The sequence below is a fragment of the Segniliparus rugosus ATCC BAA-974 genome (assembly GCF_000185725.2).
GTDB classification, from domain to species: Bacteria; Actinomycetota; Actinomycetes; order Mycobacteriales; family Mycobacteriaceae; genus Segniliparus; species Segniliparus rugosus.
Map to the genome: position 1 here is coordinate 899121 of NZ_KI391953.1, position 25648 is coordinate 924768.

The window sequence follows — 25648 nt, forward strand, 5'->3', positions numbered from 1 at the left end:
CGAAATGCGATGCGGGAGGACTCGCGGCGCAGGCCGATGAGTCTGTCTGCTCAGGGAGAAAAGCGCCTGCGGCTTATCGCCCGGCCGGGGTCGTTCGCGCCGCTCGGGCGCTGAACCTCCCGGCGCTTCGCTCCACGACGATCGGATGGCCGAAGGCTTGGGAGATGGTCTCGCTGGTCACGGCGGAGTCGACCGGGCCGCAGGCTGTGATGCGCCCCTGCGAGATGACCAGGGCGTGGGTGGTGGTCTCGGGAAGTTCTTCGAGGTGGTGGGTGACGAGGACCGAGGCCATCTCCGGTTCGGTCTCGACGAGCCGGTCGATCGTTTCGAGTAGCTGTTCGCGCGCGGCGACGTCGAGGCCGGTGGCGGGCTCGTCGAGGAGCAAAAGGGCCGGTCGGGCGATGAGGGCCCGCGCGATCAAGGCCCGGCCTCGTTCCCCCTGCGAGAGCACCGGCCAGCGCGCCGCGCGGCGCTCGGCCATGCCGACCTGTTCGAGGAGGGCTTCGGCGTGTTGGGACTGTTCTTCTGTCGGTTTCCACCGCATGGGCGTTTCGATGGTGCCGGTGATCCCGGTGAGCACGACTTCGGCGACTGTCAACGGCGAGCGCAACGGGTGGCGTGGGTTGACGTGCCCGATGTTGCGCCGCAACGCTTGGAGTTCGACTCTCCCGAGCCTGCTGCCGAGCACGTCCACGGTGCCGGAGGTGGGGTGGACGAGCGCGCCGCAAAAGCTGAGCACGGTGCTTTTGCCCGCGCCGTTCGGGCCGAGGAGCGCCCAATGCTCCCCGGCCCGGATGGTCACGCTGATGTCGTGGAGGATCTGTGCGCCTTCGCGGCGGAAGGTGACGTTCTGCAAGTCAAGGACGGTATGGCTCATCTCGCGTGGTTCCAGAGGTAGGGAGTCGTGACAAAAGGCGCGGCGCATCGTGCCGAGCGGAGCGAAGGCCCCGGATGCCTTTATGGTACGTGGCGGGTCTGCCGCCGCCTGTCCTCGGCGCTGTGAGATGGCGCGCACCGGGGCGTTGTCCGACGCGGCGGGGCCGTCGCCTGTGGTGGCAGACGGCGGTGATCACTCCGGTCGGCGGCGACCGGCGGTCATGGGCGTGTCTCGTAGCGCTGGGCGGTGGAGAGCGGGGCCAGGACCTCGTGGGCGGCGCGGCGCGGCGCGGAGGCGAGCGCGGAGCCGTCTTCGGGCGGCCATCCGACGCGGATGATCGCTTGGGGGTAGCGCTGGCCGGTCACCTCTCGGCGGATCCGCGAGCGCGTCGCGGGGATCTCCAGCGCTTCGGTGAGCAGACAGGTCGAGAGTCCGCGCTGGGCGGCGGCGAGCAGCGCGGCGCTGGTCGCCTCGCCCGCGCGCAGCTGCGCCGCGCGGTCGTCCAACGCGGTGCTGAGGGTGAGGATCACGTCTCCCGAGCCTCTGATCTCGTCGTCCGAGCAGTGGTCGGCGGCGGCCGATTGCCACAGGCCTGGCGCGGTGAAACGGCGGTCGGGCATGTCGTTCGGCCCGGAGGCGACGGGCGGCGTGCTGACGGCGAGCACGCCGTCGGACGACAGGTGCTTGCCGGTCCACCGTTCGATCTCGCGGCGGTATTCGAGACTGGCGCTGTGGTGGCCCGCGGCTTCGACGGCGGCGGTGCTCAGCGTTCGGCGCGCGATGCTGTCGGCGGCGGCGAGCAGCGCCCCCTCTGCCGCTGCCGCGCGCTCCATGGCCTCGACCACGTGTCCGGGAACTGATCTCGGGGACAACCGACGGCGGTCCGAGTTGCGGGCGGAGATGGCGGCGCAGAGCATGACCTCTGTGGCGGAGGGGTCGTGGCGGTGCAGCTCGATCGCGGCCAAGTGCGCCGGTTCGGCGGGGTTGGGCAGCCGACGCGTCTCGGCCCGCCAGCCGAGCGCCGCGAAGGCGAGCCTCGCGTGGTGCAGCGCCGCTCCGCAGCTGATGAGCAGTTCGCGGCCGTCGGGGTCGGCTTCGCGCAGCTGCCGTGCGGGGTCCGCGTACAGGTGCACGCTCTCCCTGCCGACGCGCCACAGCCACGGCTGCGAGTTGTGCAGGGAGGGCGCCCGGTCGGCGAGCGAGATGACGGCGGCGACGGTGCGGTCGTCGGGGAATGTGCGGCTCATGCGGCTTCCTCCTCGTGGGTTCGGCGATGGCTCAAGACTGCCGCCCGCCCGCGCCGAGAACTAGGGCCGAAGGCGTCTGGCTCGAAGGACTTTCGCCCCTTCTGCCGCGCTCGGGGACGGAGCAGGATGCAAAGGGAGGGAGCGACAGAGAGCGAGGACCGGGAGATGGCACACATTGCGTTGGAAGAACGTCCGGAGGACGGCGTGACGGCTCCCGCCGCGCCGGAGCCGTACGCGGCGATGCGCGAGACCCACTCTGGCGTGGTGCTCTTGGCGGGCGAGCGGGCGTACAAGTTCAAAAAGCCGGTGACGACCGCTTTCCTCGACTTCAGCACCCACGAGGCGCGGGAGTTCGCCTGCGCGCGGGAGGCCGAGCTGAACCGACGCCTCTCGCCCGACGTCTACCTCGGGGTCGCGCACCTCACCGACCCGGTCGGCGGGCCGGCGGAGCCGGTCGTCGTCATGCGGCGCATGCCCGAGACGGCCCGCCTCTCGACGCTGGTCGGCCAAGGCGCCCCGGTCGGGCAGGGCTTGGCCGAGCTTGCCTTGGCGCTCGCGGGCTTTCACCGCTGGGCCCAGCGCGGCCCGCAGGTGGCGGCGCAAGCCTCCGTGAAGGCGATCCGGGGCCGATGGCAGGCCAATCTCGCCGAGATCTCCCTCTTCTCGGCAGCAGCCCAGCACGATGGGCTGCTCGACCACATCCAACAGCTGGCCTTGCGCTATCTGCGGGGGCGCAAGGAACTGTTCGCCGAGCGGATCGCCAGGGGGCGGATCGTCGACGGGCACGGCGATCTGATCGCGGACGACGTCTTCCTCCTGCCCGAGGGGCCTCGGGCGCTGGACTGTCTGGACTTCGACGACCGGCTGCGGTTCGTGGACGGGGCCGACGACGCCGCGTTTCTCGCCATGGACCTCGAATATCTGGGCCGCCCCGACCTCGGCCAAAGCTTCCTCGAGCAGTACCTCGCCGAAGCCGAGGACGACGCCCCCCGGTCGCTGCTGCACCACTACATCGCGTATCGGGCGCTGGTTCGCGCGAAAGTGGACTATGTGCGCCTCGGGCAAGGGCACGCGCAGTCGCGTGCCGAGGCATTGCGCCATCTGCGGCTGGCGGCGGACCATTTGGAGCGGGGCGCGGCGCGTCTAGTCCTGATCGGCGGGCTGCCCGGAACTGGGAAGTCGACCCTCGCCGCCGCGCTGGCGGGGGAGGTCGGAGCCGCTGTGGTCTCCAGCGACGAGGTGCGCCACGAGCTGAAGGAGTCGGGGGAGATCGCGGGCGAGGCCGGGCAGTACGGGCGGGGCCTGTACGCGCCGGAGGCCGCCGCGAAGGTGTACCGGACCATGCTCGACCGCGCTCGGGGCGCTTTGGCGGGCGGGGCTTCGGTGGTCCTCGATGCATCCTGGGTCCAAGCTGAGCAACGGGAGCTGGCGGCGCGTCTCGCCGAGGAGAGCAGCGCCGCGCTGGTGGAGCTGCGCTGCGTCGCCCCTCAGGATGTGGCGTGGCGGCGTATCGCCGCGCGGAGGCAGAGCCGATCGGACGCGACGGCCGAGATCGCGCGGGACATGGCGGCGGACATGCGGCCCTGGCCGACCTCGTCGGAGGTGGACACCGCCGCAGAGCCCGGCGCGGCGCTGCGGGCCGCGCTTGAGGCGTGGGTCCAAGCTGCCCGCCACCTGCGGTGAGCGCCATCCCGGAAGGCGCGCGGCATGAGCGCCGCGAGCAGAACCGCCCACGAAGCCGACCGGAGCCTGCTTACTGCGGCAGGCGGACGCGCCAAAATAGGCGGGTGCCGCCGGTCGCGACGCTGGCCGCCTCGAACTGTCCGCCGTGGGCCAACGCCCGTTCGGCGAGGTTGCGCAACCCGCTGTGGGCGACCGCTTCGGGAATCCCCACGCCGTTGTCGACCACCTCGATCACAAAGTGGTCGTCGACCGAGACGGCGACCGACAGCTCTGAGGCGCTGGCGTGGCGGACCGCGTTGCTCACCGCTTCGCGCAGGACCGCTTCGCCGTCGCGGGCGATGCTCTCGGGCACCACATCCAACGGTCCGGTCATGTGCACGGTGACACGTAGACCGCTGTCGTCGGTGAGCTTCGCGACCACGGCGCGCACCGACGACCGCAACGAGGTCTCGCCCCGGTTGGCGGCGTGCAGGTCGAAGATCGCTGTGCGGATGTCTTGGATGATGTCGTGGAGCTGGTCGACGTGCTCGGTCAACCGCCCCGCCACCTCCGGGATCCTCTGGGACCGCCGCTGGGTGCTCTGCATGCTCAGGCCGATGGCGAAAAGCTGCTGGATGACGTGGTCGTGCAGGTCGCGAGCGATCCGGTCCCGCTCGGCGAGCACATCCAGCTCGTGTTTGGCCGAACGGATCTCCGCCTGCTCCAGCGCGAGGGCGGCCTGGTCGGCGAACGAGGCGACGGCGTCCAGCTGGTCCTCGCCGAACGGCGCGGCCCCCGCCGAGCGGATCAAAAGCAGCACGCCTGTGACCGACTCGGCGCTGCGCAACGGCAGCACCAAAGCCGGCCCGAACGCGATCCCCGTCTGCTCGCTCAGATCGAGGGCGAGCGCCGACACGCTGCGCGGCGCGCGGTTTTGGAACACCGTCCCAGAGGTGGACCCTTCGACGGGGACCGTCATACCGATCATGGTCCGCTCGTCCAACCCCGAACAGGCGACGAACCTGAGCTCTTGGACCTCCTCGGGTCCCGCGAGGAGGTCGTCGGGGAGGGCGATCAGGGCGTAATCGGCTCCCACCAGGCTCGCGGACCGCACCGCGATCAAGCGCAGTGCCTGGGGCAGGTCGGTTCCGCGCAGCAGCTCCGCTGTGATCTCGGCGGTCGCCTGCAGCCACTGTTGGCGCTTGCGCGCTTGCGCGTAGAGGCGGGCGTTCTCGATCGCGATGCCCGCCGCGCTCGCCAACGTGCGCACCACGACTTCGTCGTCCTCGGTGAACTGGTGTCCGCCGTGCTTCTCGGCGAGGTACAGTCGGCCGAACACTTGCCCGCGCACTTCCACCGGAACCCCGAGGAAAGTGCGCATCGGCGGGTGGTTCGGCGGGAACCCGATGGACGCGGGGTGCTCGCTGATGTCCGCCAGGCGCAGCGGTTTGGCCTCGTCGATCACCACGCCGAGCACCCCGCGCCCGGTGGGCAGCGGCCCGATCAGCTCCCTTGTGGCTTCGTCGATCCCCACGTGCACGAACTGGGAGAGCGTCCCGTCCCGACCGAGCACCCCGAGGGCGCCGTAGCGCGCGTTGACGAGGTCGATCGCGGCTCGCACGATCTTGTGCAGCGTCACGTCGAGTTCGAGCCCGGAGCTCACCGCGACCACCGCGTCGAGAAGCCCGGCCATGCGGGTCTGCGAGTCTGCGACGATCTCTTCGATCCGCTCTTGGATCTCGACGAGCAGTTCGCGCAGTTGCGTTTGGGCGAGTCCTTCGCCCGCCCGGCGTTCGGTCACGTCATCATTATGGGCGGGCTCCGGCCGCAGCGCGCGGCTATCCCGCCGAGGGGCTGCGGCCCTCCCTCGCGTGCAGGCTCGTGACCAAGACGGCGGCTTGGGTGCGCCGCTCGACGTCGAGCTTGGCCAAGAGCCGCGACACGTAGTTCTTGACGGTTTTCTCCGCGAGGAACATTCGCCCTGCGATCTGCCGGTTGGTCAGCCCTTCGCCGATCAGGTCGAGCAGCGTGCGCTCTTGCGCGCTGAGCGCGTCGAGCGGCGAATGCCCTTGCGCCTTCGTCCGCAGCCGGTGCATGAGCGCGGCCGCAGCCCGGTTGTCGAGCAGCGACTTGCCCGAGCCCACAGCCCGCACGGCGGCGACTAGCTCCATGCCTTTGATGTCCTTGATGACGTATCCGCCAGCCCCGGCAAGAATGGCGTCCAACATGGCGTGCTCGTCGGTGTAGGAGGTGAGCATGAGGCAGTGCAGCCCCGGCAGTTTGGAGCGCAGCTCGCGGCAGAGCTCGATGCCGTTGCCGTCGGGCAGGCGCATGTCGAGCACCGCCACGTCCGGGCGCGCGGCGGGGATCCGGGCCAGCGCCTCGGCGACGGTGGCGGCTTGGCCGACCACGGTCAGCCCGTCGTCCTCCTCCAGCATCTCGGCGACTCCCCGGCGCACCACCTCGTGGTCGTCCACGAGGAACACGGTGATCATGTGCCGTCTCCTTTCAGCGTCCACGTCCAGTTTCGCACTTCGGGCAGGTCTTCGCCGTACGCGAGGATCCATTTCCGGTGGCGCTGCTGCTCGTCGAGCATGCTCTGGCGCAGCTCGGCGGCGATCCCCTCGAAATGCGGCTCCTGCAACCGGTCCACGCGGTCCACGATGTCGACGACCAGCTGGAAGCGGTCCATCTTGTTGCGCACCAGCATGTCGAAGGGCGTGGTTGTGGCGCCTTCTTCGAGATAGCCGCGCACATGCAGGTCGCGGTGCCCGGATCGCCGATACGCGAGGCGGTGGATGAGCGAGGGGTAGCCGTGGTAGGCGAAGACGACGGGCTTGCCGACCGGGAAGAGCGCGTCGTACTCCGCGTCGGACATGCCGTGCGGGTGCTGGTCCGGGGATTGCAGCCGGAACAGGTCCACCACGTTCACCACGCGGACCTTCAGGGACGGCAGCCAGTCGCGCAGGATCGCGGCGGCGGCGAGCACTTCGACGGTGGGGACGTCGCCCGCGCAGGCGAGCACCGCGTCAAGCTCGCCGTCGGCCTCGTTCGAGGCCCATTCGAAGACCCCGGCCCCGCGCGCGCAGTGCGCGGCGGCCTCCTCGGCGGTGAGCCACACCGGCGAGTTGTTCTTGCCCGCGACGATCACGTTGATGTAGTCGCGGCTGGCCAGGCAGTGCGCCGCCACCGACAACAGCGTGTTCGCGTCCGGCGGGAGGTAGATCCGGGCCACGTCGGCGCGTTTGTTCGCAACGTGGTCGATGAAGCCGGGGTCCTGGTGGGAGAACCCGTTGTGGTCCTGGCGCCACACATGCGAGGTGATCAGGTAGTTGAGCGAGGCGATCGGGGCCCGCCAGGGCAGCTCCTTGGCCGTCTTCAGCCACTTGGCGTGCTGGTTCGCCATCGAGTCCACGATGTGCGCGAATGCCTCGTAGCAGGAGAAGAGCCCGTGCCGCCCGGTGAGCAGGTAGCCCTCCAACCATCCTTGGCACAGATGCTCGGAGAGGATTTCGAGCACCCTGCCGTCGCGGTCGAGGTGCTCGTCTGTCGGCAGGATCGCCGCCTCCCACTGTTTGTCGGTGACGGCGTACACGTCGTCGAGGCGGTTGGAGGCGGTCTCGTCCGGCCCGAACAGCCGGAAATTGCGCGCGTGCGCGTTGCGCTCGATCACTGCCCGGAGGTATTTTCCGAGCTGGCGGGTCGGCTCGGCGGCAGTCGCGCCAGGGCGGTCGATTTCGACGGAGAACTCCTCGGGCGCGGGGAGGTCCAGCGGGCGCAGGAGCCGCCCGCCGTTGGCGTGCCGGTTCGCCCCCATGCGCTGCTCCGCCCGGAGGGGATGAGCGCGGTCACTTCGGCGGCGGGGCGGCCGTGCTCGTCGAAGAGCTCCTCGGGGCGGTACGAGCGCAGCCACGCTTCGAGCTGCCGCCGATGCCCGGCGTCTTCCCGCACGCGGGCGAGGGGCACTTGGTGCGCGCGCCACGTGCCCTCCACAGGGAGGCCGTCCACTTCGGCGGGGCCGGTCCAGCCCTTCGGGGTGCGCAGCACGATCATCGGCCAGGCGGGGCGGTCGCCGCCGCGCGTGGGCAGCTTGCCGAACCGCGCGAGGAACTGGATGGTCTGGATCTTGCGCAGCGCCTCGTCCACTGCGGCGGCCATCTGCTGGTGCATCGAGGCCGGATCGCTCCCCTCCACGTGGATCGGGTCGTGGCCGTAGCCGCGCAGCAGGGCTTCGAGCTCTCTGGGGCGGATCCGCGAGAGCACCGTCGGGTTCGCGATCTTGTAGCCGTTCAGGTGCAGGATCGGCAGGACCGCGCCGTCGTGTCCGGGGTCGAGGAACTTGTTCGCGTGCCAGCTCGCCGCGAGCGGCCCGGTCTCGGCCTCGCCGTCGCCGACCACGCAGGCGACGACGAGGTCGGGGTTGTCGAGCGCGGCCCCGTACGCGTGGGCGAGGGAGTAGCCGAGTTCCCCGCCCTCGTGGATGGAGCCTGGCACCTCGGGGGGCCACGTGGCTCGGCGTCCCGCCGGGGAAGGAGAACTCGCGGAACAGCGTGCGCATCCCAGCCGCGTCCCTGGGGACATCCGGGCGCACCTCGCTGTAGCTGCCCTCCAGCCAGGCGTTGGCGAAGAGCGCGGGACCGCCGTGGCCGGGGCCGATCACGTACATGAGGTTCGTGCCGTGGTCGCAGATCGCCCTGTTCAAGTGCGTGTAGACGAAGTTGAGCCCCGGCGAGGTGCCCCAGTGGCCTAAAAGGCGCGGTTTGATCTGCGCGGGCGTGAGCGGCTCGCGTAGGAGCGGGTTGTCCATGAGGTAGATCTGGCCGACGGTCAGATAGTTGGCGGCGCGCCAGTGCGCGTCCACCTGCCGGAGCCGCTCGTCGGCGAGCGGCTCCGGCGCGGAGCCGTGCGTCTCGGACGGGCCGCTGGCGACGGCGGTCATCACTGCTCCTTCTGGGCGGTGCGCGGGCGGACGATGAGGACGGGGCAGGCCGCGTGGTGGACGAGCGCGCGCCCGGTCGAGCCGAGGAGCGCGCCGACGAACTCGCCCCTCCCTCTGCCGCCGACGACGATCAGCTGCGCCTTCTGCGAATGCCGGACGAGGGTCTCTTTCGGGGACCAGCTGACGACCTCCCGGTGCACCCGCACGTCTGGATACTTCTCCTGCCAGCCCGCGAGCCGCTCGGCGAGGATTTCCTCATGCCGGTTCTTGGCGTCGTCCCAGTCTGCGAGATACTCGGTCCCGTAGGTGTAGATGGTCGGGGAAGGCAGCTCCGCCCAGGCGTGCATCGCGACGAGGTCGGCATGGCGGAACGAGGCCTCCTCGAAGGCCCACGCCACGGCTTCTTCGCTCGTCGGCGAGCCGTCGACGCCCACGACCACCGGGCCCGCCGAGCGGGCCGCGCCGTCCCCCGCGCGCACGACGGCCACCGGGCTGTGCGCCCGCGCGGCGAGGTCGATGGCCACCGAGCCTGCGAGGAGTTCGGCGAAGCCGCCGGTCCCCCTCGCCCCGACGACGGTGAGCAGCGCGTGCTTCGACGCCTCGATCAGCGCCGAGGCCGGGGGCCCGGTCAACTGTTTCACGTGGATCTCGATGTTCGGGTAGACCGCGCGGGCCTCCCGCCCGGCCTCGGCCAGGAACGCTTTGGTGTCGTTCTCCATGGCGTCGAAGAAGCTTTGGGAGAAGCCGAGGTTGTAGCCGAACGCGATGCCGGTGTAGTCCACCGAGTGGACCAGGCGCAGCGGCACGTTGCGCCGCCGGGCCTCCTGCGCTGCCCAGCGGACGGCGCAGACCGACGCGACGGAGCCGTCGACTCCGACGTGGATCATGGGCTCTTCGTGCGTGGTGTTCATGGTCTTGTTCTCCTTCTTGGATTGGCCGGGCTGGGGTTCAGTCCAGCGGCAGGCCGCCGCCGGTTTTCGTGTTCTCAAGGCTGCCGCTCACGGTGTTGACCAGGCTCACGCCGGTCACGCCGGGCACCGAGTCGATGAGCCCGGCGACGACGACCGGGTCCTCGACATCGCTGATGTCGCCTTCGACCGACACTTTCCCGTCGCGCACCTCGACGACCCAGCGCTCGGCTTGGGCGTAGCAGGCGAGCCGGTCGCGGATGTCGCCGAGGATCTCCTGCTCGTCGCGGGCAAGTGCTTTGAGCAGGTCGCGGCGGGTGACGATGCCGACGACATGCGCGTCTTGCAGGACGGGGACGCTCCGCGCGCCGTCGTCGGCCATCATGGCCGCCATTTCGGCGGGCGGGCTCCACGGGCTCAGGCCGGTGGATTGGCGGCGCATCGCCGACTCCACGGTCGAGACGACCGGGCTTGTGCTCAACGACGCTTGCGCGCGCATCAGCTCGCGCTCGCCGACCATGCCGACCAGACGCTCGTCCTTGTCGAGCACGGGCACGCTTGTGAATCCCCGCCGCGCGAGGAGGGCCGTCGCCGCATGGATCGACGTGTCCTGCGTGACGGTGACGACCGGCGTGGTCATGATGTCTTGTGCTCGCATGGCGCTCTCCCGGCGGTTCGTGGTTGGGCGGCTTTTCCTGATGCCTCTGACGCTATTGCTCGCCGTGCCTGTCGGGATATGGCCGAAAGTCCTTTCCTGCGGGGACTTGGGGCATCGGCGGCTCCCGGCGCTCACCGAGGAACGGCCTGCTCCGCCTCCCTGGCGATTTCCAGCTCCTCGCGCGCGGCGAGCATCAGCACTCGCGGAGAGGCTCCGGGGGGACTGACGGTCCGATCGCCGCTCCCGCGCAGCAGCTCGGGGTCGGCGCGGAGGCCGAGCGCTCCCAAACCGCCGACAAGCTCTCCCATCAGGGCGGGCTGGTGCTCGGCCACCCCGCCCGTGAGCACGACCGCGTCGAGCCGCCGCAGCGCGGCGGACTGGGCCGCGATCTCGCGGCGCAGCCGGTGCAGGTACACGTCCACCGCCAGCGTCGCGTCCGGATCGCCCGCCGTTCGCAGCGCGAGCACCTCGCGGATGTCCCCGCTCGTGCCGGTCATCCCCGCGAGGCCGCTGCCGCGCTCAAGCACCTCGCCCATCTCCCGCACGTCCACCGCCTTCGTGTCGAGCAGCCGCAGCAGCAATCCGGGGTCGACGCTGCCGGATCGGGTGGCCATGACCGCGCCCTCCAACGGCGTGAGGCCCATGGACGTGTCGACGCCTCGGCCGCCCTCGACAGCCGTCGCGGAGACCCCCGCGCCGATATGGCAGCACACCAGCCCTAGATCCTCCTGCTGCGCGCCGAGCAGCTCCGCCGCTCTGCGCAGCGCGTGCGCGCAGGACAGGCCATGGAACCCGTAGCGGCGCAGCCCAAACGCCGCCGTCCACTCGCGAGGAAGGGCGTAGCGCGCGGCGGCCTCAGGCATCTGGGCGTGGAACGCGGTGTCGAAGCACGCCACGACCGGCGCGGCCAGCCGCCGCGCGGCGAAATCGGCGAGCTGGAGCGAGAGCGGCTGGTGCAGCGGGGCCAGCCAGGTCAGCGCCGCCAGTCGGTCTCGCGTCCTTTCGTTGTAGACGGCCGGCTCGTGCTGTTCGCCGCCGTGCACGAAGCGGACCCCGACCAGCTCCGGACCCCATGTGTCCGCGAGTTCGAGCATCCGGTCCCGCGCCTGGCCGACCGCCTCGCCGCGCAACGCGGCTTCGGCGAGCTGCTCCCCGTTCTCGACGACGGACAATTTCACGCTGGAGGAGCCGGGATTGACGACGAGCACGCGCATAGCACCAGGCTCCGCCCCCGAGCGCCTCTCGGCAAGGGCCGACCGCGCGCGACGCGCGCCGACCGAAGTCCCGCGCACAGGGGTCTTTCGGCCCTGTCCCGGCGCGGTCGCCAGGCGTTCGATGAGCAGCGGGAGCCTCGTAAAGGCTCTGGCGACGGCGGCAGGGCCGCCGCCGTCCATAACATCCGTCGAATGGAGGCACTCTGATGATCGTTTCACAGCAGCTCGAGACCACGACGCGCGCGTTTGCCCGCGTGCTCGGCCCGTACCTTGTCATCGTCATGGCCGCAGCGGGGTCGCGCGCCTCGGATTTGCGGGGGCTGTTGGCCAGTCCCGGCCAAAGCCTATGGTGGGCGTGGGTGACCGGCGCGTTCGTCTTGCTCTGCGGTGTCATCGTCCTCGCATTGCATCCGTATTGGCGCGGTGCGGCGGCTGTGATGGTGTCGGCGCTGGGCGCGCTGACCGCGCTGAAAGGACTGGCCCTGATGGTCTTCCCCACGAGCTATCTGGCGTTCGCCAAGACCGTCATCGGGGGGCCGGCTTGGTTCGCGGGCTTGGCCGCCGCCGAGCTCGCCGGACTGTACCTGGTGTATGTCGGCTGGGCTCCGCGCAGGCGCGACCAGGCCGAGCGCGCAGAGAACGACAGGGGCAGGCCGTCCCATGTCTCCCACGCGGCGTGACGTGCTCGGCGGTCCGAGGCGGAGATCGTCGGCGGAGGCGGCCGATGTCGAAAACCGGGGTTGGCGCGCGCGTCAGCGATCCGGCTTCCATGGGCGAACTGCAACGACAGATCCCGTCCACGGAGCTGAGCGCTCCAGCCGATCTGAGGAACGGGCGCTCGGGCCGCCTTTCGTCGGCGGGCGGCGCAGCGCCGCGCGAGGTAGAGTGGTCCCTGGCCAGACGCTCCCCGCTCTCGCAGCTTCTGCGATCGGGCGTGTGCGTCGGGTTCTTAATCCGCGCGATGAGAGGTGCTCTATGGCCCAGGGCAGCGAGATAGCAGACGATTTCAACAATGGCCGAGGTCCTCGGCAGGACGGCGAGCTCTCTCAACGCGATTACACGCATCCGGCCGCGGGCTGGGGCGCCGCGTTCAGCGTGGGGGGCGTGCTGATCAAGAACCGGAGGCCGGTCGCGGGAACCGCCGGGATGCTGCGGATGAATCATGAGGGGAAGGGCTTCGATTGTCCGGGCTGCGCCTGGCCGGACGACCGCCACGGGCTGATGCTGGATCTGTGCGAGAACGGGGTCAAGCACACGACGTGGGAGATGACGCCGAAGCGCGTGGACGCCTCGTTCTTCGAAAGGCACACGGTCGCCGAGTTGTCTGCGTGGACCGACTACGAGCTGGAGGAGGCGGGCAGGCTCACCGAGCCTCTCGTCTACGACGAGGGGTCGGATAAGTATGTTCCGATCTCATGGGACGAGGCGTTCCGCCTGGTGGGCGACGCTCTCCGGGGTCTGGACAGCCCGCACCAGGCGAGTTTTTACACGTCGGGCCGGTTGAGCAACGAGGCCACTTTTCTCTATCAGTGGTGGGCGCGGGAGTTCGGGACGAACAACCTCCCCGACTGTTCGAACATGTGCCACGAGGCCTCCGGGCGCGCGCTCGAAGCCGCCCTTGGGACGGGCAAAGGCCTGTGCGACCTCCCGGACTGGGAGCACGCCGACCTGTTCCTCATCATAGGCGTGAACGCGGCCTCGAACGCGCCGCGCATGCTCACCTCCCTCGGGGAGGCTTCCAAACGCGGCGCGCAGATCATCCATATCAATCCGATGATCGAAGCCGCCGCGCGCGACACGATCGTCCCGCACGACTTCCTCGACATGGCGCTCCTGCGGGCCACGAAGATCGGCGATCTGGACGTCCAGGTCCGGATCGGCGGCGACATGGCGGTGCTGCGCTCGATCGCCAAGGTCGCGTTCGAGCGCGCGGAGGCCGACCCCGACGTGCTCGACCGGGACTTCATCGCGGAGCACACCGCTGGGTTCGAGGAGTACCGCGCGGCTGTGGCGCGGACCAGCTGGGCGGAGCTGGTTCGGGGGTCGGGCGTCGCGGAGGAGACGCTGCGCGAGCTGGCGGACCGGTATCTGCGCGCCGAGCGCGCCATCGTCTCGTGGTGCCTCGGCGTCACGCAGCATGAGAATTCGGTGGACACGATCCGCGAGATCGTGAACGTCCTGATGTTGCGGGGCCATATCGGCAAGCTCGGCTCGGGGCCGTCCCCGGTCCGAGGGCACAGCAATGTGCAGGGCAACCGCACCTGCGGCATCGACAACCGGCCCGCCGAAGAATGGCTCGCCCGGTTCGACGCGGTCGCGGGCGTCGTCTCGCCTCGTGAGCGGGGTTTGGACACGGTGGACACGCTCAAAGGGCTGCTCGACGGGACGGTCAAAGTGTTCGTCGCGTTGGGCGGCAACTTCGTGCTCGCCGTCCCGGACACCGAGCTGGCGTTCCGCGCCCTGCGGAGAGCCGAGCTCACGGTGCAGGTGAGCACGAAGCTCAACCGGAGCCATCTCGTCCACGGCCGCGCGGCGCTCATCCTGCCCTGTTTCGGCAGGACGGAGCAGGATCTTGGGATCAACGGCAACCAGCAGGTGACTGCGGAAGACGCTATGAGCTACGTCAACCTCTCGCAGGGCAAGCGCAAACCCGCGAGCCCGCACCTGCGCTCCGAAGTCGCGATCCTCGCGGGCATGGCGAGCGCCACGCTGCCGGAGTCGAAGACCCCGTGGGCGTGGTTCGCGGAGGACTACGACCGCATCCGCGACGTGATGGCGGAGGCGATCGAGGGGTTCGACGGCTTCAACCGGCGCGTGCGCGAGCCGTTGGGGTTCCGCATCGCGCAGCCCGCGCGGGACCGGGTCTTTCGGACCAAGACCGGGAAGGCCGAGTTCCACGCTGCGGCCCTGCCGGACATCGAACTCCCCACAGGGCAGCTGATGCTGGCGACGCAGCGCTCCCACGACCAGTGGAACACCACGATCTACTCGAACAACGACCGGTACCGTGGCGTCAAGAATTCGCGCACGGTCCTGTTTATGAACGCCGAGGACATGGCCGAGCGCGGCTTCGAGGAGTTCGCCCGCATCGACATCGAGAGCTTCTCCCGCGATGGCAGGACGCGGAAGGTGACCGGCTACCAGGCCGTGGCCTACAAGATTCCGCGCGGCAACGTGATCGGCTACATGCCGGAGCTGAACGTCCTGTGCGGTTTGGCGGAGCAGAGCGGGCAGAGCGACCAGCCGTTGATGAAGCATGTCGCGGTCCGAGTCACCAAGTCCTCGGCCCCGGCGGCCGGGTGAGTCCGGACGGCGCGGCTTCCGAGGCCGCGGCGGCGCAGCCGGTGCAGACCCTTGCGGAGGAGTCCGCGATCTTCCTGGTCCTCTCGGTCGAGGACGGCGGCGAGGAGGTCGTGCGCGACGTGCTGTCCCGGTTGGCGAACATCCAACGCGCGGTGCGGGCGCGCCGCCCGGACGGCGGGCTGTCGTGCGTGGCGGGCATCGGCTCGCTCGCCTGGGACCGTTTGTACTCGGGGCCGAAGCCCGCGAAGCTGCACGTGCTCCCGGAGTTCGCCGGGGCAAGGCACGCGTCGGTGTCCACTCCCGGCGATCTGCTGCTGCACATTCGCGCTCAGCGGACGTTCTTGTCCTTCGAGATGGCGGCGCAGACGCTCAAACAGTTGGGCGGCGCGGTGCGGGTGGTGGACGAGGTGCGCGCGTTCCGCTCCTTCGAGGAGCGGGATCTGCTCGGCTTCGTCGAGGGCACCGAGAACCCGAGCGGCACGGCGGCGACCGCCGCGATCAGCGTCACCGCCGAGCAGGATCCGGACTTCGCGGGCGCGAGCTATGTCGTCGTCCAGAAGTACCTGCACGATCTGGAAGCCTGGGGCCGCGTCCCTGTCGAGGAGCAGGAGCAGATCATCGGCCGGGGCAAGCTGGACGACATCGAGATACCGGACGAGCGCAAGCGGTCGAACGCGCACATCGTCCTCAACTCGGTGACGGACGAGCGCGGAGTCGAGCAGAAGATCGTGCGGGTCAACATGCCGTTCGGCAGCTTCCAGAGCGGGGAGTTCGGCACCTATTTCATCGGCTACACGAACGACCCCGGCGTCATCGAGACGATGCTCGCGAACATGTTCGTCGGCTCCCCGCCGGGGAACTACGACCACGTGCTCGATTTCTCCACTGCGGTGACCGGCTCCTTGTTCTTCGTCCCCACCCAGAGCTTCCTCGAGGATCCGCCCAAGGCCCCGGCGGGGGCCCGCGCGAGCCTCGGGCGCTGATCCAGCGCGCGCCCGCCTCTGCTACCGCCGCAGATCCCACTGCCCGAAGTCGGCGGCGAGCACGTCGTCCACGTCCACGTGCACGCCGTCGACGAGGGGCCCAGGGCTCGACGCGGTGTTGACCGCGCTCTGATACAGCACCGCGGCGGGCTCGCGCGCCCCGCCGGACCACGCTCGGGTCTGCCAAGCCCACCTGTGGCCCTCGGTCGTCGAGTGCCCGACGACGTTGTCGGCGATCGCCCAGCCGCAGGTCCGCGCGTGGCCGTAGACACCGGTGCGGTCGAAGCCGAGCACCGAGCCTATGCCTTGGAACCAGTGGACCGCGACGGTTTTCCAAGTGTGCTGGTCGATGTCCTCGTCCACGGCGAAGAAGATCGGCGCGGTATCCGGCCCGCCTGCGGCTTTGTGCAGCCGCAGCGCGGTCTGCGCGTCGGCGACGCCGCCGTCGTAGCCTCGGGTGAAGTCCGATGGGGTGGGCTCTGCGGGTTTGCCGTACTGGTAGCAGCTGACGACATGCAGCCCCGCCGCGCGCAGCGCGTCCGCGTACTCGCGGGTGACGGGTTTGAAGTCGAAGTTCGCGGTCGGTCGAAGCTCGGACACGTAGACGAGCGCGCCTTGGTAGCCCGCCGCCTTGATCTGGTCAACGCCGACCAGCCGTTCGGTGAAGTCGACGAGCTTCGGGCCGTCCGCCGAGGCGGTCGGCGCGAAGGAGGCCGGGAGGGCCGCGAGGACCGGCGCGGCGGCGGCGTACCGGAGGGCCTCGCGCCTGGACACGAGGGGAGTTCCTCGGCTTCCTGCCGCCGACGAGTCGCGCATCGAGCGATGATAGCAATCTCGCGCTGGAGGCGGCCGGCCACGGGGAATATGTCCTGTGCAATTCTCGATAATTTATGTGACGTGGATAATCTGTAGAATATGGAGAATATGGGCCATCGGCGTGGCGCATATTTTGGCGGAGAAAGCACGCATTTTGGCGCGAGCTGATTTCTCTCGGAGAAAAGCGGCAGCGTGAGCATTATCGGCATTACCCTGTGCCCGCTTATCCGTCTGGGTAATAAATGCCGTAAATATCCTGGAAAAATAAGTATGATAACTGTCGGATAAATTTCGATACTTTCCGAGCGCGAAATAAGCGCGGCTGTGGCGTAATGGCTCTATGACCCGGCTCGGGTCATAGGTTTACGACCCGAGCCGGGTCGGTGGTTTCCTGCAAGGTTCTGCCGACTGTGGTGCGGTTCATCGGCCCGGATCTTCGCGAGAGTCCTGGTTCAGATTCGGATGAAACAAAGAAGTAACACTTGAAATTACGACGGTCATAAATCCATGGTCATAAATCTGTGGGAGACCGGCCAGACGACTCGGGAAGAAGGTGGAAACGTTATGGCGCAGGATGCGGCCTCGCGGCCGTTGTCGAGATTCGAGATGACGATGGCGGCGTTCGGGATGACGCTCGGCATCGTTTCTCAAGGGCGAGGGCAATTGGACGAGTCGGCGTTCCGGAAGGCGCTCGTGGCGCTGCGGGCGAAGTACCCGGTCCTCGGCGCGCAAGTGCGACTGGGCGCCTCGGGCTTCGAGCTTTCGGCGGAACCCGAAGGCGAGCCGGTTTTCCTGTTCGGCCCTGGGGACGTCGACGCCCCGATCGGCGACGACGACCATTTCTTGACGGACGGGAAGGCGTTCGGGGTGCGCGTCGTGACGGCGGGCGAGCGCTTCCGGGTGACGTGCGTCGGGCATCACGCGCTCATGGACGGCAGGCATTTCATCCATTACATGTTCGAGCTGTTCAGCCGCTACACCGATGCGGCACGGGGCGAGGCGCCGGACTCGTGCGAGCCGCTCGCGCTGCCGGGGACCCCCGAGGAGCTGCTCGCCGAGCGCGGGCACGGGCCGATCCCGTTCGGCGATTTCCTGCGGCAGTTGTACGAGAACGACGTCGCCGAGCTGCTGCTCAATCCGCCTCCTGCGCAGGCCGGCGGCCAGGCGGCTTCCTCGGGCGAGGCACTCGGCGCGCTGCGGATCATCAACCGGAGGGTGCTGCTGAACAACGAGGAGACCGCCGCGCTCGTGGAGATGGCGCGCAAGCACGGGGTGAGCCTGCACGCGCTCTTGTCCGCGGCCACGGTGCTCGTCGAGCTTTCGCTCAGCGACTCCGAAGAGGATCGGCTCGTCGTGCTGCGCTCGTCGGTGGACATCCGCAACCGGGTCTACCCGCCGGTGGCGGTCACGGACGCGACCAACTTCGCCGGGGCGACTGTCGCGGTCTTCCCCGCGTCGCGGAGCGAGAGCCCCGAGGTCTGGGCGCGGCACGTCGGGGACCAGCTGGCGGCGGACTTGCAGAAAGGCCTGCTGCCGCAGAGCGTCTTGCTCCTCTCCAAGTTCATTGGGACGGCGTTGAAGGCGAGGGGGACGGACGGCGCGGAGCCCGCGCGGATCTTCATCACGAACGTGGGCGCGCTCCCGCCGCTGCCGCTGCCCGATGGCGTGGTCGTGGACGACATGGAGGCCATGGTTTTCGCCGCCCCGGCGGGCGAGACGGCCAGTCCCCAGGCGAGCGTGCAAGAGCGCTCCTACGTCGTGGTGACGTACGGCGGGAAGCTCAGCATCAGCTTGTACCTGGTGGGGCGCGACGGCGAGGAGGCGGATCAGATCGTCGGCAGGCTCGTCAAAGCCATCGCGGAGGTCAGCGATCTGGAATCCATGCGGATGTAGCCTCGGACTTGGCCCGTCGGGCGCGGCGCAGCGCCAGCGCGACGGACGTCGCGGCGAAGGCGAGCGCGGTGTGGCAGGCCCAGAGCGTGAGCCAGGGCAGGAGGAACCCCGCGTCCCGGTATTGCCCTCGGGCTCCGACGCACATCAAGGTGTAGTTGGTGGCCGTGCCGCCCGGATAGCTCTCGGTGTCCGCGACGACGATCGCCTCGTTGTACGGGCTGGCGCAGAAGAGCGGTCCGGTGAACGCGGCTTCGCCCGGCCAGATCGCGATGGTGGCGCATTGGGCGACGGCGACGGTGAAGCCGCAGACGGCCAGCAGCGCGAGGACTCCGAGCAGCTTCGAGCGCCAGTCCGGCCCTCTGCGCGTGCTCACCACGGCTTGACTTCGACGAACGATCCGCCCTTGTCGAAGAGCACGGTCGTGGCGGCGCGGGGGGAGTCGACCGAGGCGGCGACCTGGATGGCTCCGCCGACGAGGTCGGCGGAGATGGAGGTGACGCGTCCGTCCTCGAACCCGGTCTTCGCGAGCGCGGTGTCCACGATCTCCTCGACCCGGTCGAAGGCGGTCAGCTGGCTGATCGGGAAAACGCTGGCGGAGGCGGCGCTTTGCGCCGAGACGCGCACCGGCCTCGGGGCGCTCAACCTCCCTTGCGCGTAGCTGTAGGAGTCCTCGCGATCCGGCCGTCCGGGTTGGCGGACGCGGAAATCGGCGCGCTGCCCGGACGCGCTGAGGAGGACGCCGACCACGTCGAAATCGGAGACGCCGAGCGCGGCCCGCAGCGCCGAGATCCCCTCCTGGGGGAGAGCGGAGACAAGGCCGCCGCCGCGCTCTTCGGCCAGGCGGTTGAAGTCGTGGCGGTCCACCGCGCCGATGTCGCAGCCGGCGGTCAAAACGGCGCAGGCCCCCAAGAGCGCCGCAGTCCGCCGCGCGCGCCGCTGTTCGGTTGCCATGGGCACAGCCTACTGGGCGGGGCGGTCCGAGGAGCGCGCTATTCCTCGAACGGGGCGAGCTTGATCAAGAGCGGGAACGCCGCGTAGCGGGTCAGCCACGCCGCCCGGCCCTTCGGGACGGCGGCGGATTCCGCCGCCCACGCCTCGGCCATGCGCCGCTTGAAGCCCAATCGGGGGTGGCGCGCCAGCAGCTCGTCGACCCAGGCGGAGTCGAGCTCGGACATCCGGAAACCGAACACGTCGGTCCCCGCGCCTGCGGAGACGAAACCGCCGGGGTCGCCGAGGTCGTCGCTGGCCCCGAGCGTGATGTGCGCGCCGATCGCCGCGCCGACCGCTTCGGCGCGGGCGGGCGAGGCTCCTTGGGCCAGCGCGAACCGGGCGGCGCGCTCGCCGCCGACCACTGCGAAGCACCGGCCAGGGGTCGGATCCTCCAGCTGCAGGTCGTGCAGCAGGCTCGCCACGTACACCAGCTCGTCGTCGACCTGCGCGCCGTCCAGTTCGGCCAGCGCCTTCCCGAAGAAGTATGTGCGGTAGCTGTGTTCGAGCACGTGCGGGGACAGGCAGTCCCTGGCCTCTTGTTCGGCGGCAAGGGCCAATGCCGAGTCGGGCGTTCTGATCGACCCGAACGCGACCCTGCCCTGGCCTCTGCGCCCGAGCTTGGTGCGGACCACGTCGCTCACCAAGCCCGGCAACGCGCGGGCGAGGGCCCGCAGCAGCTCGCGCCGCTGGGCCGTCCCGAGTTCGCCGCCGGTTCGCGCGGCCCACTGCCAGTTCAGGTCGGTTGTCGTCATGGGATCAGTCAAGCCGAGCGCGCTCGGGACGGCCATTGGCAGAAATGCCATTCATGCTCGGATTCATGCCATAATGGGGCATGGGGCTGAAAACGGTGGCCGCGCTGGCGCTGGACGGCGTCATCACCTACGACCTGGCGTGCGCCGTCCAGATGTTTCGAAGAGGACCGGGCAGGGGCGGCGAGTCCGGCGGCTTCGAACTGGTGACGTGCGGCGAGAAGCCGGGGACGGTCTGGACCCCGGACGGCTTCACCATCGAGGTGGAGCGCGGCCTCGACGCTCTGCGCTCCGCCGACGTCGTCGTCGTGCCGGGCCGGGCCCCGCACGACTTCCCGCCCTCGGACGAGGTGCTCGCCGCGCTGCGGGACACCCACCAGCGCGGCGCAGTGGTGGTCAGCATCTGTATCGGCGCGTTCGTCCTCGCGGCGGCGGGGCTGCTCGACCGGCGGCCGGCGACGACGCACTGGGAGTACTGCGACGATATGCGGCGCCTGTATCCGCTGGTGGACCTGCGCCCGGAGGCGCTGTACGTGGACGACGGCGACGTGCTCACCTCGGCGGGGCTGTGCGCGGGAATGGATTTGTGCCTGCACGTGGTGCGTCGGGAGATGGGGGCCGCCGCGGCTTCGGACCTGGCCCGGTGGAACGTCATGGCCCCGCACCGCGACGGCGGGCAGGCGCAGTTCATCCCGCCAGCCGACTTCGGCAGGGGCGCGGGCGGGCTCGGCCCCACGCTGAGCTGGGCGGCGGAGCACCTCGCCGAGGTCGCGGACGTGGCCGCGCTGGCGAGGCGGGCCCATATGAGCCTGCGGACGTTCAACCGCCGCTTCGGCGAGGAAGTCGGGGCCACGCCGAAACGCTGGCTGGACGCCCAGCGGGTCGCCCGCGCCCGAGCGCTCTTGGAGAACACCGACCTCGCCGTGGAGTCCATCGCCGAGCACTGCGGTTTCGGGAGCGTGACGGCCATGCGCGCGCATCTGCGCAAGGCGACCGCGACCACGCCGAGCGCGTACCGTCGGGCGTTCCGGCGCTAGGCGCGCGCTGCGGGGAAAAACTGCGGGGAAAAGCTGCGGGAGAAAGGAGGCCCCGCCCGTTCCCACTCTCATTATAGAGCGCAGAGGGGGGCTTGTGGCAAGGCCGGGACGAGGTGCATACTCGCTGGCCCAGTCGCAAATTCGCGCAGAGAGGAGCGGTGTGTGGCCGAATTCGACGTGATTGTCGCGGGGGCGGGTCCGTCCGGTTTGATCTTGGCGGCGGAGCTGCGCCTCGCAGGGGCGCGACCGTTGGTGCTGGAGCGGCAGCCGCAGATACGGGCCGTGGCCAAGGCGGGCGGGCTGGGCGGGCGGATCCTGGATCTGCTGCGCTACCGGGGCGTGCTCGAACGCTTCGAGGCGGCGAGCGAGATGGGCCGCCCCGAGCCTCGGTTCCCGTTCGGCGGGCTGCACATCGACTTGACGAGGCTGTCGGGCCCGCCGCCGATGGAGGCGTTGCTCCTGCCCCAGCCGCAGATCGAGCGCCTGTTGGAGCAGTACGCCGTCGAGCTCGGCTCCGAGGTCAGGCGAGGGCACGAGCTGGTCGGGCTGCGCCAGGACGAGGCGGGGGCGACCGCGCAGGTCTTCGGGCCGGACGGGCCGTACCAGGCGAGGGCGCGGTACCTGGTCGGCTGCGACGGGGTGCGCAGCAGGGTCCGCGAGCTGGCGGGCATCGCGTTCCCCGGCTCCACCTATCCCGAGGTCAACCGGCTCGCGTCGACCACGATGCCGAGTTCGGTGACGTTGCGCGAGGACGGCGACTACGACGTGGCGGGCTACGGCAGGCTCCGCTCGGGCTACACCCAGACCGAGCGCGGCGTCTTCGCCGTCGCGTCGTACACCCCGGGCGATCTGGGCGTGTACACGAGCGAGGACGAGGACCACGACTACGACGACGACGTCCCGATGACCCTGGACGAGCTGCGGGCGAGCATCCGCCGCGTGCTCGGCGCGGAGCTGCCGCTCGGGGAGCCGACCCGGCTGACCCGCTTCACGTTCGGGGCCCGGCACGTCGAACAGTACCGGGCCGGGCGCGTCCTGGTGGCGGGCGACGCCGCGCACCAGTTCCCCTCCGGCGGCGTGGCGCTGGGGGCGGGGATGCTCGACTCGGTCAACCTCGCGTGGAAGCTCGCGGCCTGCGTCCACGGCTGGGCCCCGGACGGGCTGCTCGACAGCTACCACGACGAGCGCCGCTTCGCCAACGCGCGCACGCTGCGCCACACCCAGGCACAGGTCGCGCTGCGGCGCGGCCACGACGAGGCTTCCGAGGCGCTGCGGGAGATCTTCTTGGAACTGGTCACCGCCGACGAGCAGCCGCTACGGCGGATCGGCTCCCTCATCGCGGGCTCGGACATCCGCTACCCGTCGCCGGACCCCGGCCGCCATCCGTTGGCCGGAACCTTCGCGCCCGACCTCGCGTTGGCCGCCGGCTCGGGCCCGACCAGCGTCGCGGAGCTCATGCGGCCCGCCCGCCCGGTCTTCCTCGACCTCGCCGGCCGCCCGGAGCTGCGCGAGGTCGCCGGGGCGTGGCGGGGCAGGGTCCAGACGTTCGCCGCGCGGTGCGAGGACCGGCCAGCCGACGCCCTCCTGATCCGCCCGGACGCCCATGTCGCGTGGGCCTCGGCGGTGGGCGAGCCCGCCGAGGTGGCCGCGCCCGCGCTGCGCGAAGCGCTCGCCCGGTGGTTCGGCGCGCAATGCTAGGTTCCGGGGATGAGCGCATACCGCCGTCCTGACGTCCCGTCGATGGTGTTCCTCGACGCGTCGGGGACCACCATCGACTACGGGAACCGATGGGAGGGCTCCCCGCCGGACGGCACGTACTCGCAGGCCGGCAACTTGGAGCGGTTCGCGCCCCTGCATCTGGTCGCAGACGAGCTGATCGATTATCTGCTGCGGGAGTACCAGGTCGAAGCCGTCGAGACCGTCTCGGCCTCTGGGGAGCGCACGGTCGAACTCGTGCCGACGAACCCCGACGGGGCGCGTCTGACGCTGCGCTACGCCGACTTCCCCGGCGTGGAGATCGGGGCGGGCCTGCGCAAGCGCGTGATGCTGCCGTGGTGCGGCTGCGACGCGTGCGACGAGCCGTTCGAGGACTGCGCGGACGCGCTGGAGACATGGGCGCTGGGGACTGCGGCAGGCAAGTTCGTCGAGATGATCGAGCACGAGGGGCCGCACAAAGGCAAACCCTCGGTCGGGTACCGCATGGAAGGGGCAGGGTCGGGCTGGCAGGTCGTGGAGGCGGACGACGCGTTCGAGGCCGACGCGGCGCGGTTGCGCGGCCTGCCAGACGGGCGCTGGCAGTCGTGGCCGCTCCGCGCCGAGGGCTAGGTCACTGGTCGTTCGCGGGCCCGACCAGGCCCGAGACCCGGTCGCCGCGCATCGCCGCTTCGAGAACCCGGCGCACGCCGTCCGCGGTCTGGTTCCAGCTGAATTCGCGCGCGCGCCGACGTGCTTTCTCGCCCAGCGCCTCGCGCAGCCGGTGGTCGCAGACCAGGTCGCGCACGGCGGCGGCAAGCTCTTCGTGGCTGTCCACCAGCATTCCGGTCACCCCGTCGAGGATGGAGTCGGTCAGCCCGCCGCTGCCGGTGTAGCCGACCGTGGGCACGCCGTGCTGGGCGGCTTCGATCACCGCGAGCCCCCAGCCCTCGGCGAGGGAGGGCATGACGTGCAGCCAGGCGCGGGAGAGCACCTCGTGCTTGCGCTCCTCGCTCACCCTGCCGTGGAACTGGGTCGCGTCGGCGACGCCCAGCTCGTGCGCGCGGCGTTTGAGGTTGTCCGCCCACCAGCCGTCCCCGACGACGTCGAGACGCAGTTCGGGGAGCCCGCCCGCGCGCAGCTCCGCCAAGGTTTCCAGCACGTCTTCCACCCGCTTGTGCGGCACGAGGCGGGTCAGGACGCACAAGGTCGGGCGGGGGTCGCGCGTCTCGGGGCCCCCGACAGGGACGCTCGCGGGCACCTGGTCGACTCCGGCCCGGACCACCGCCGCCCGCTCCCTGCCCACGCCGAGCCGGACCAGCCCCTCCAAAGAGGGGAGCGAGACGGTGAGGTACTGGGCGCGGCGGTGGACCCAGGGCGACGCGGTGGATTCGAGCCACCAGCCGAGCTTGCCGAGCAGCCGGCCCGCGACCGGCCATTGCTCCTTATGGCAGTGATGCACGAGGACGACCACAGGGGCGCGGGTCGCCAGCCGGGCGAAAAACCCCATGCCGTTGTGGGTGTCCACGATGACGTCCGGACGGAATCCGGCGAGGCCGCCGACCCCGAACCGGGCCAGGGCCAGGGCGGCCAACGCCCTGGGATAGACCGTGAGCCGGCCGCCGCCTCGGGAGAAGCGCATGCCCGCGCGCGTCTGCGAGCGCGTCGAGCCGGGATGGCGCGCGGTGCGCACGACGACTTCGACCCCTCCTGCGCGAGCAGTTCGCCGACCCGCTCCAGGTACTGCTCGCTCCCCCGCCCTGCGGATGGGTGGTATCCCGCCAGCTCAAGAGCAGGACTTGGGTAAGCTGAGCCATAATGGTCACCGAGCCTAACGCAAAGACCTGGCAGAATGCTGTCAGGTCGGCCCTCGCCGAGGGCGCAACGCTGCGCAGGTCGTTCGGCCTTCTGCGAGCCTTCCGGTTCGAGTCTTCCGATCCGGACCAGTTCTACGACCCGCTCGCGCAAGACTGGGTGCGCATCTTGCTCGCGGCCTGGCGGGCCTGGCGGCCGGAAACGGACCCATCGACGCTTCGCGCGTTGGACGTCGGCGGGGCGGAAGGGCGCTCGGCGACCGCGCTCGCCGACCTGGTGGAACGCTCGGTGCTGGTGGACGCGGACCCCGAAGGGTGCCGCGAGGCGATGGCGGCGGGGGCGCTGGTGGTGCACGGCGACGGGCAGCGCTTGCCGTTCGAGGACGGCACGTTCGACCTTGTCGCCTCCTCGAACGTGGGCGAGCACGTCCCCGAGCCGTGGCGGCTGGCCGACGAGCTGCTGCGCGTCGCCCGCCCCGGCGGGCTGGTCGTCTTCTCCTACACGGTCTGGCTCGGCCCGTTCGGCGGGCACGAGACCGGCCGGTGGCACTGGCTGGGCGGACGGTACGCCGCGCGCCGATACGCGCGCAAGCACGGGCACGCGCCGAAGAACCTGTTCGGGACTTCGCTGTTCGCGGTGAGCGCGGCTGCCGGGCTGGAGTGGGCGCGGCGGCTGCCGCCCGGCGCGACGCTGCTCGCGGCGCTGCCCAGGTACCACCCGCGCTGGGCGTGGTGGATGGTCCGCCTGCCGGGGCTGCGGGAAATCCTTGTGAGCAATCTGCTCCTCGTGGTCGGCAAGCGCGCGGACGGGCGAGGGCCCGGACCTGGGGCTGCGCGCCCTGGTCTGCACGGCTAGAATGTGCTCC

At 70.2% G+C, this 25648-nt stretch carries 20 protein-coding genes and 2 pseudogenes; 9 read left to right on the forward strand and 13 right to left on the reverse strand.

Annotated features, from left to right (window positions below):
- Positions 1–73 precede the first annotated feature (73 nt).
- Together HMPREF9336_RS04410 and HMPREF9336_RS04415 are read right to left on the reverse strand one after the other, a co-directional pair.
- Complete coding sequence (locus tag HMPREF9336_RS04410) at positions 74–877, reverse strand: ABC transporter ATP-binding protein (RefSeq protein ID WP_007469408.1); 804 nt, start codon at positions 875–877, stop codon at positions 74–76.
- A gap of 218 nt (positions 878–1095) precedes the next feature.
- Positions 1096–2124, reverse strand: a complete 1029-nt coding sequence (locus HMPREF9336_RS04415; protein ID WP_007469410.1) for an Acg family FMN-binding oxidoreductase — start codon at positions 2122–2124, stop codon at positions 1096–1098.
- A 240-nt stretch (positions 2125–2364) separates the two neighbouring features.
- Here HMPREF9336_RS04415 and HMPREF9336_RS04420 point away from each other — a divergent pair, with 240 nt between their 5' ends.
- The gene (locus tag HMPREF9336_RS04420; RefSeq protein ID WP_040585027.1) at positions 2365–3807 is read left to right on the forward strand and encodes a bifunctional aminoglycoside phosphotransferase/ATP-binding protein; all 1443 of its coding nucleotides are present in this window, start codon (positions 2365–2367) and stop codon (positions 3805–3807) included.
- A 70-nt stretch (positions 3808–3877) separates the two neighbouring features.
- On the opposite strand, the gene HMPREF9336_RS04425 is transcribed toward HMPREF9336_RS04420, so the two are convergent.
- The 6 genes and pseudogenes from HMPREF9336_RS04425 to HMPREF9336_RS04450 all read right to left on the reverse strand — a co-directional run bounded on the left by HMPREF9336_RS04425 (position 3878) and on the right by HMPREF9336_RS04450 (position 11505).
- Complete coding sequence (locus HMPREF9336_RS04425; protein WP_007469414.1) at positions 3878–5587, reverse strand: sensor histidine kinase; 1710 nt, start codon at positions 5585–5587, stop codon at positions 3878–3880.
- A 37-nt stretch (positions 5588–5624) separates the two neighbouring features.
- Positions 5625–6281, reverse strand: coding sequence for a response regulator transcription factor (locus tag HMPREF9336_RS04430; protein ID WP_007469416.1), 657 nt, complete (start codon positions 6279–6281; stop codon positions 5625–5627).
- A pseudogene (locus tag HMPREF9336_RS04435) lies at positions 6278–8725 on the reverse strand (phosphoketolase family protein). The gene HMPREF9336_RS04430 and the pseudogene HMPREF9336_RS04435 overlap by 4 nt, the downstream one beginning before the upstream one ends.
- On the reverse strand, positions 8725–9636 hold the full coding sequence (locus HMPREF9336_RS04440) for a universal stress protein (protein ID WP_021030096.1): 912 nt from the start codon (positions 9634–9636) through the stop codon (positions 8725–8727). Before HMPREF9336_RS04440 ends, HMPREF9336_RS04435 begins: the two are co-directional and overlap by 1 nt.
- 37 nt (positions 9637–9673) lie before the next feature.
- The gene (locus tag HMPREF9336_RS04445; protein ID WP_007469422.1) at positions 9674–10291 is read right to left on the reverse strand and encodes a CBS domain-containing protein; all 618 of its coding nucleotides are present in this window, start codon (positions 10289–10291) and stop codon (positions 9674–9676) included.
- A gap of 131 nt (positions 10292–10422) precedes the next feature.
- A complete protein-coding gene (locus HMPREF9336_RS04450) occupies positions 10423–11505 on the reverse strand; it encodes an acetate/propionate family kinase (RefSeq protein ID WP_007469423.1) in 1083 nt (360 codons plus the stop codon).
- A gap of 206 nt (positions 11506–11711) precedes the next feature.
- Here HMPREF9336_RS04450 and HMPREF9336_RS04455 point away from each other — a divergent pair, with 206 nt between their 5' ends.
- The 3 genes from HMPREF9336_RS04455 to HMPREF9336_RS04465 all read left to right on the forward strand — a co-directional run bounded on the left by HMPREF9336_RS04455 (position 11712) and on the right by HMPREF9336_RS04465 (position 15791).
- Positions 11712–12185, forward strand: a complete 474-nt coding sequence (locus HMPREF9336_RS04455; protein ID WP_007469425.1) for a hypothetical protein — start codon at positions 11712–11714, stop codon at positions 12183–12185.
- A 295-nt stretch (positions 12186–12480) separates the two neighbouring features.
- Positions 12481–14808, forward strand: a complete 2328-nt coding sequence (locus HMPREF9336_RS04460) for an FdhF/YdeP family oxidoreductase (RefSeq protein WP_007469427.1) — start codon at positions 12481–12483, stop codon at positions 14806–14808.
- Positions 14805–15791, forward strand: coding sequence for a Dyp-type peroxidase (locus HMPREF9336_RS04465; RefSeq protein WP_007469429.1), 987 nt, complete (start codon positions 14805–14807; stop codon positions 15789–15791). The genes HMPREF9336_RS04460 and HMPREF9336_RS04465 overlap by 4 nt, the downstream gene beginning before the upstream one ends.
- A 21-nt stretch (positions 15792–15812) precedes the next feature.
- Here the strand turns inward: HMPREF9336_RS04465 and HMPREF9336_RS04470 are convergent, their stop codons facing one another.
- Positions 15813–16607, reverse strand: a complete 795-nt coding sequence (locus tag HMPREF9336_RS04470) for a DUF1906 domain-containing protein (RefSeq protein WP_007469431.1) — start codon at positions 16605–16607, stop codon at positions 15813–15815.
- A 564-nt stretch (positions 16608–17171) separates the two neighbouring features.
- Here HMPREF9336_RS04470 and HMPREF9336_RS04475 point away from each other — a divergent pair.
- Positions 17172–18500, forward strand: coding sequence for a phthiocerol/phthiodiolone dimycocerosyl transferase family protein (locus tag HMPREF9336_RS04475; RefSeq protein ID WP_021030098.1), 1329 nt, complete (start codon positions 17172–17174; stop codon positions 18498–18500).
- Here the strand turns inward: HMPREF9336_RS04475 and HMPREF9336_RS04480 are convergent.
- From HMPREF9336_RS04480 to HMPREF9336_RS04490, 3 genes are read right to left on the reverse strand one after another with little or no spacing between them, the layout of a single operon-like run.
- The gene (locus HMPREF9336_RS04480; protein ID WP_156920290.1) at positions 18472–18873 is read right to left on the reverse strand and encodes a hypothetical protein; all 402 of its coding nucleotides are present in this window, start codon (positions 18871–18873) and stop codon (positions 18472–18474) included. The two genes, HMPREF9336_RS04475 and HMPREF9336_RS04480, sit on opposite strands and share 29 nt — an antisense overlap.
- The gene (locus HMPREF9336_RS04485; RefSeq protein WP_007469434.1) at positions 18870–19451 is read right to left on the reverse strand and encodes a hypothetical protein; all 582 of its coding nucleotides are present in this window, start codon (positions 19449–19451) and stop codon (positions 18870–18872) included. The genes HMPREF9336_RS04480 and HMPREF9336_RS04485 overlap by 4 nt, the downstream gene beginning before the upstream one ends.
- Before the next feature lie 38 nt (positions 19452–19489).
- Complete coding sequence (locus tag HMPREF9336_RS04490; RefSeq protein ID WP_021030099.1) at positions 19490–20293, reverse strand: HD domain-containing protein; 804 nt, start codon at positions 20291–20293, stop codon at positions 19490–19492.
- Positions 20294–20322: 29 nt separating this feature from the next.
- Between HMPREF9336_RS04490 and HMPREF9336_RS04495 the strand changes: the two genes are divergently transcribed.
- From HMPREF9336_RS04495 to HMPREF9336_RS04505, 3 genes are all read left to right on the forward strand, one after another.
- Positions 20323–21276, forward strand: coding sequence for a GlxA family transcriptional regulator (locus HMPREF9336_RS04495; RefSeq protein WP_007469436.1), 954 nt, complete (start codon positions 20323–20325; stop codon positions 21274–21276).
- Positions 21277–21438: 162 nt separating this feature from the next.
- A complete protein-coding gene (locus HMPREF9336_RS04500) occupies positions 21439–22974 on the forward strand; it encodes an FAD-dependent monooxygenase (RefSeq protein ID WP_007469438.1) in 1536 nt (511 codons plus the stop codon).
- A gap of 9 nt (positions 22975–22983) precedes the next feature.
- A complete protein-coding gene (locus HMPREF9336_RS04505; protein WP_007469440.1) occupies positions 22984–23601 on the forward strand; it encodes a DUF6226 family protein in 618 nt (205 codons plus the stop codon).
- A gap of 1 nt (position 23602) precedes the next feature.
- Here the strand turns inward: HMPREF9336_RS04505 and HMPREF9336_RS04510 are convergent.
- A pseudogene (locus HMPREF9336_RS04510) lies at positions 23603–24785 on the reverse strand (glycosyltransferase family 4 protein).
- A 1-nt stretch (position 24786) separates the two neighbouring features.
- Between HMPREF9336_RS04510 and HMPREF9336_RS04515 the strand changes: the two are divergent.
- The gene (locus HMPREF9336_RS04515) at positions 24787–25638 is read left to right on the forward strand and encodes a class I SAM-dependent methyltransferase (RefSeq protein WP_007469444.1); all 852 of its coding nucleotides are present in this window, start codon (positions 24787–24789) and stop codon (positions 25636–25638) included.
- The last annotated feature ends 10 nt before the right edge of the window (positions 25639–25648 follow it).

What these genes read in the sequence shown, in the direction of transcription:
- HMPREF9336_RS04495 (WP_007469436.1), top strand. Translation starts at nt 20,323, where the DNA reads ATGGGGCTGAAAACGGTGGCCGCGCTGGCGCTGGACGGCGTCATCACC.
- HMPREF9336_RS04485 (WP_007469434.1), bottom strand. Translation starts at nt 19,451, where the DNA reads ATGGCAACCGAACAGCGGCGCGCGCGGCGGACTGCGGCGCTCTTGGGG.
- HMPREF9336_RS04470 (WP_007469431.1), bottom strand. Translation starts at nt 16,607, where the DNA reads ATGCGCGACTCGTCGGCGGCAGGAAGCCGAGGAACTCCCCTCGTGTCC.
- HMPREF9336_RS04460 (WP_007469427.1), top strand. Translation starts at nt 12,481, where the DNA reads ATGGCCCAGGGCAGCGAGATAGCAGACGATTTCAACAATGGCCGAGGT.
- HMPREF9336_RS04475 (WP_021030098.1), top strand. Translation starts at nt 17,172, where the DNA reads ATGGCGCAGGATGCGGCCTCGCGGCCGTTGTCGAGATTCGAGATGACG.
- HMPREF9336_RS04410 (WP_007469408.1), bottom strand. Translation starts at nt 877, where the DNA reads ATGAGCCATACCGTCCTTGACTTGCAGAACGTCACCTTCCGCCGCGAA.
- HMPREF9336_RS04440 (WP_021030096.1), bottom strand. Translation starts at nt 9,636, where the DNA reads ATGAACACCACGCACGAAGAGCCCATGATCCACGTCGGAGTCGACGGC.
- HMPREF9336_RS04455 (WP_007469425.1), top strand. Translation starts at nt 11,712, where the DNA reads ATGATCGTTTCACAGCAGCTCGAGACCACGACGCGCGCGTTTGCCCGC.
- HMPREF9336_RS04420 (WP_040585027.1), top strand. Translation starts at nt 2,365, where the DNA reads ATGCGCGAGACCCACTCTGGCGTGGTGCTCTTGGCGGGCGAGCGGGCG.
- HMPREF9336_RS04450 (WP_007469423.1), bottom strand. Translation starts at nt 11,505, where the DNA reads ATGCGCGTGCTCGTCGTCAATCCCGGCTCCTCCAGCGTGAAATTGTCC.
- HMPREF9336_RS04430 (WP_007469416.1), bottom strand. Translation starts at nt 6,281, where the DNA reads ATGATCACCGTGTTCCTCGTGGACGACCACGAGGTGGTGCGCCGGGGA.
- HMPREF9336_RS04490 (WP_021030099.1), bottom strand. Translation starts at nt 20,293, where the DNA reads ATGGCATTTCTGCCAATGGCCGTCCCGAGCGCGCTCGGCTTGACTGAT.
- HMPREF9336_RS04505 (WP_007469440.1), top strand. Translation starts at nt 22,984, where the DNA reads ATGAGCGCATACCGCCGTCCTGACGTCCCGTCGATGGTGTTCCTCGAC.
- HMPREF9336_RS04415 (WP_007469410.1), bottom strand. Translation starts at nt 2,124, where the DNA reads ATGAGCCGCACATTCCCCGACGACCGCACCGTCGCCGCCGTCATCTCG.
- HMPREF9336_RS04515 (WP_007469444.1), top strand. Translation starts at nt 24,787, where the DNA reads ATGGTCACCGAGCCTAACGCAAAGACCTGGCAGAATGCTGTCAGGTCG.
- HMPREF9336_RS04445 (WP_007469422.1), bottom strand. Translation starts at nt 10,291, where the DNA reads ATGCGAGCACAAGACATCATGACCACGCCGGTCGTCACCGTCACGCAG.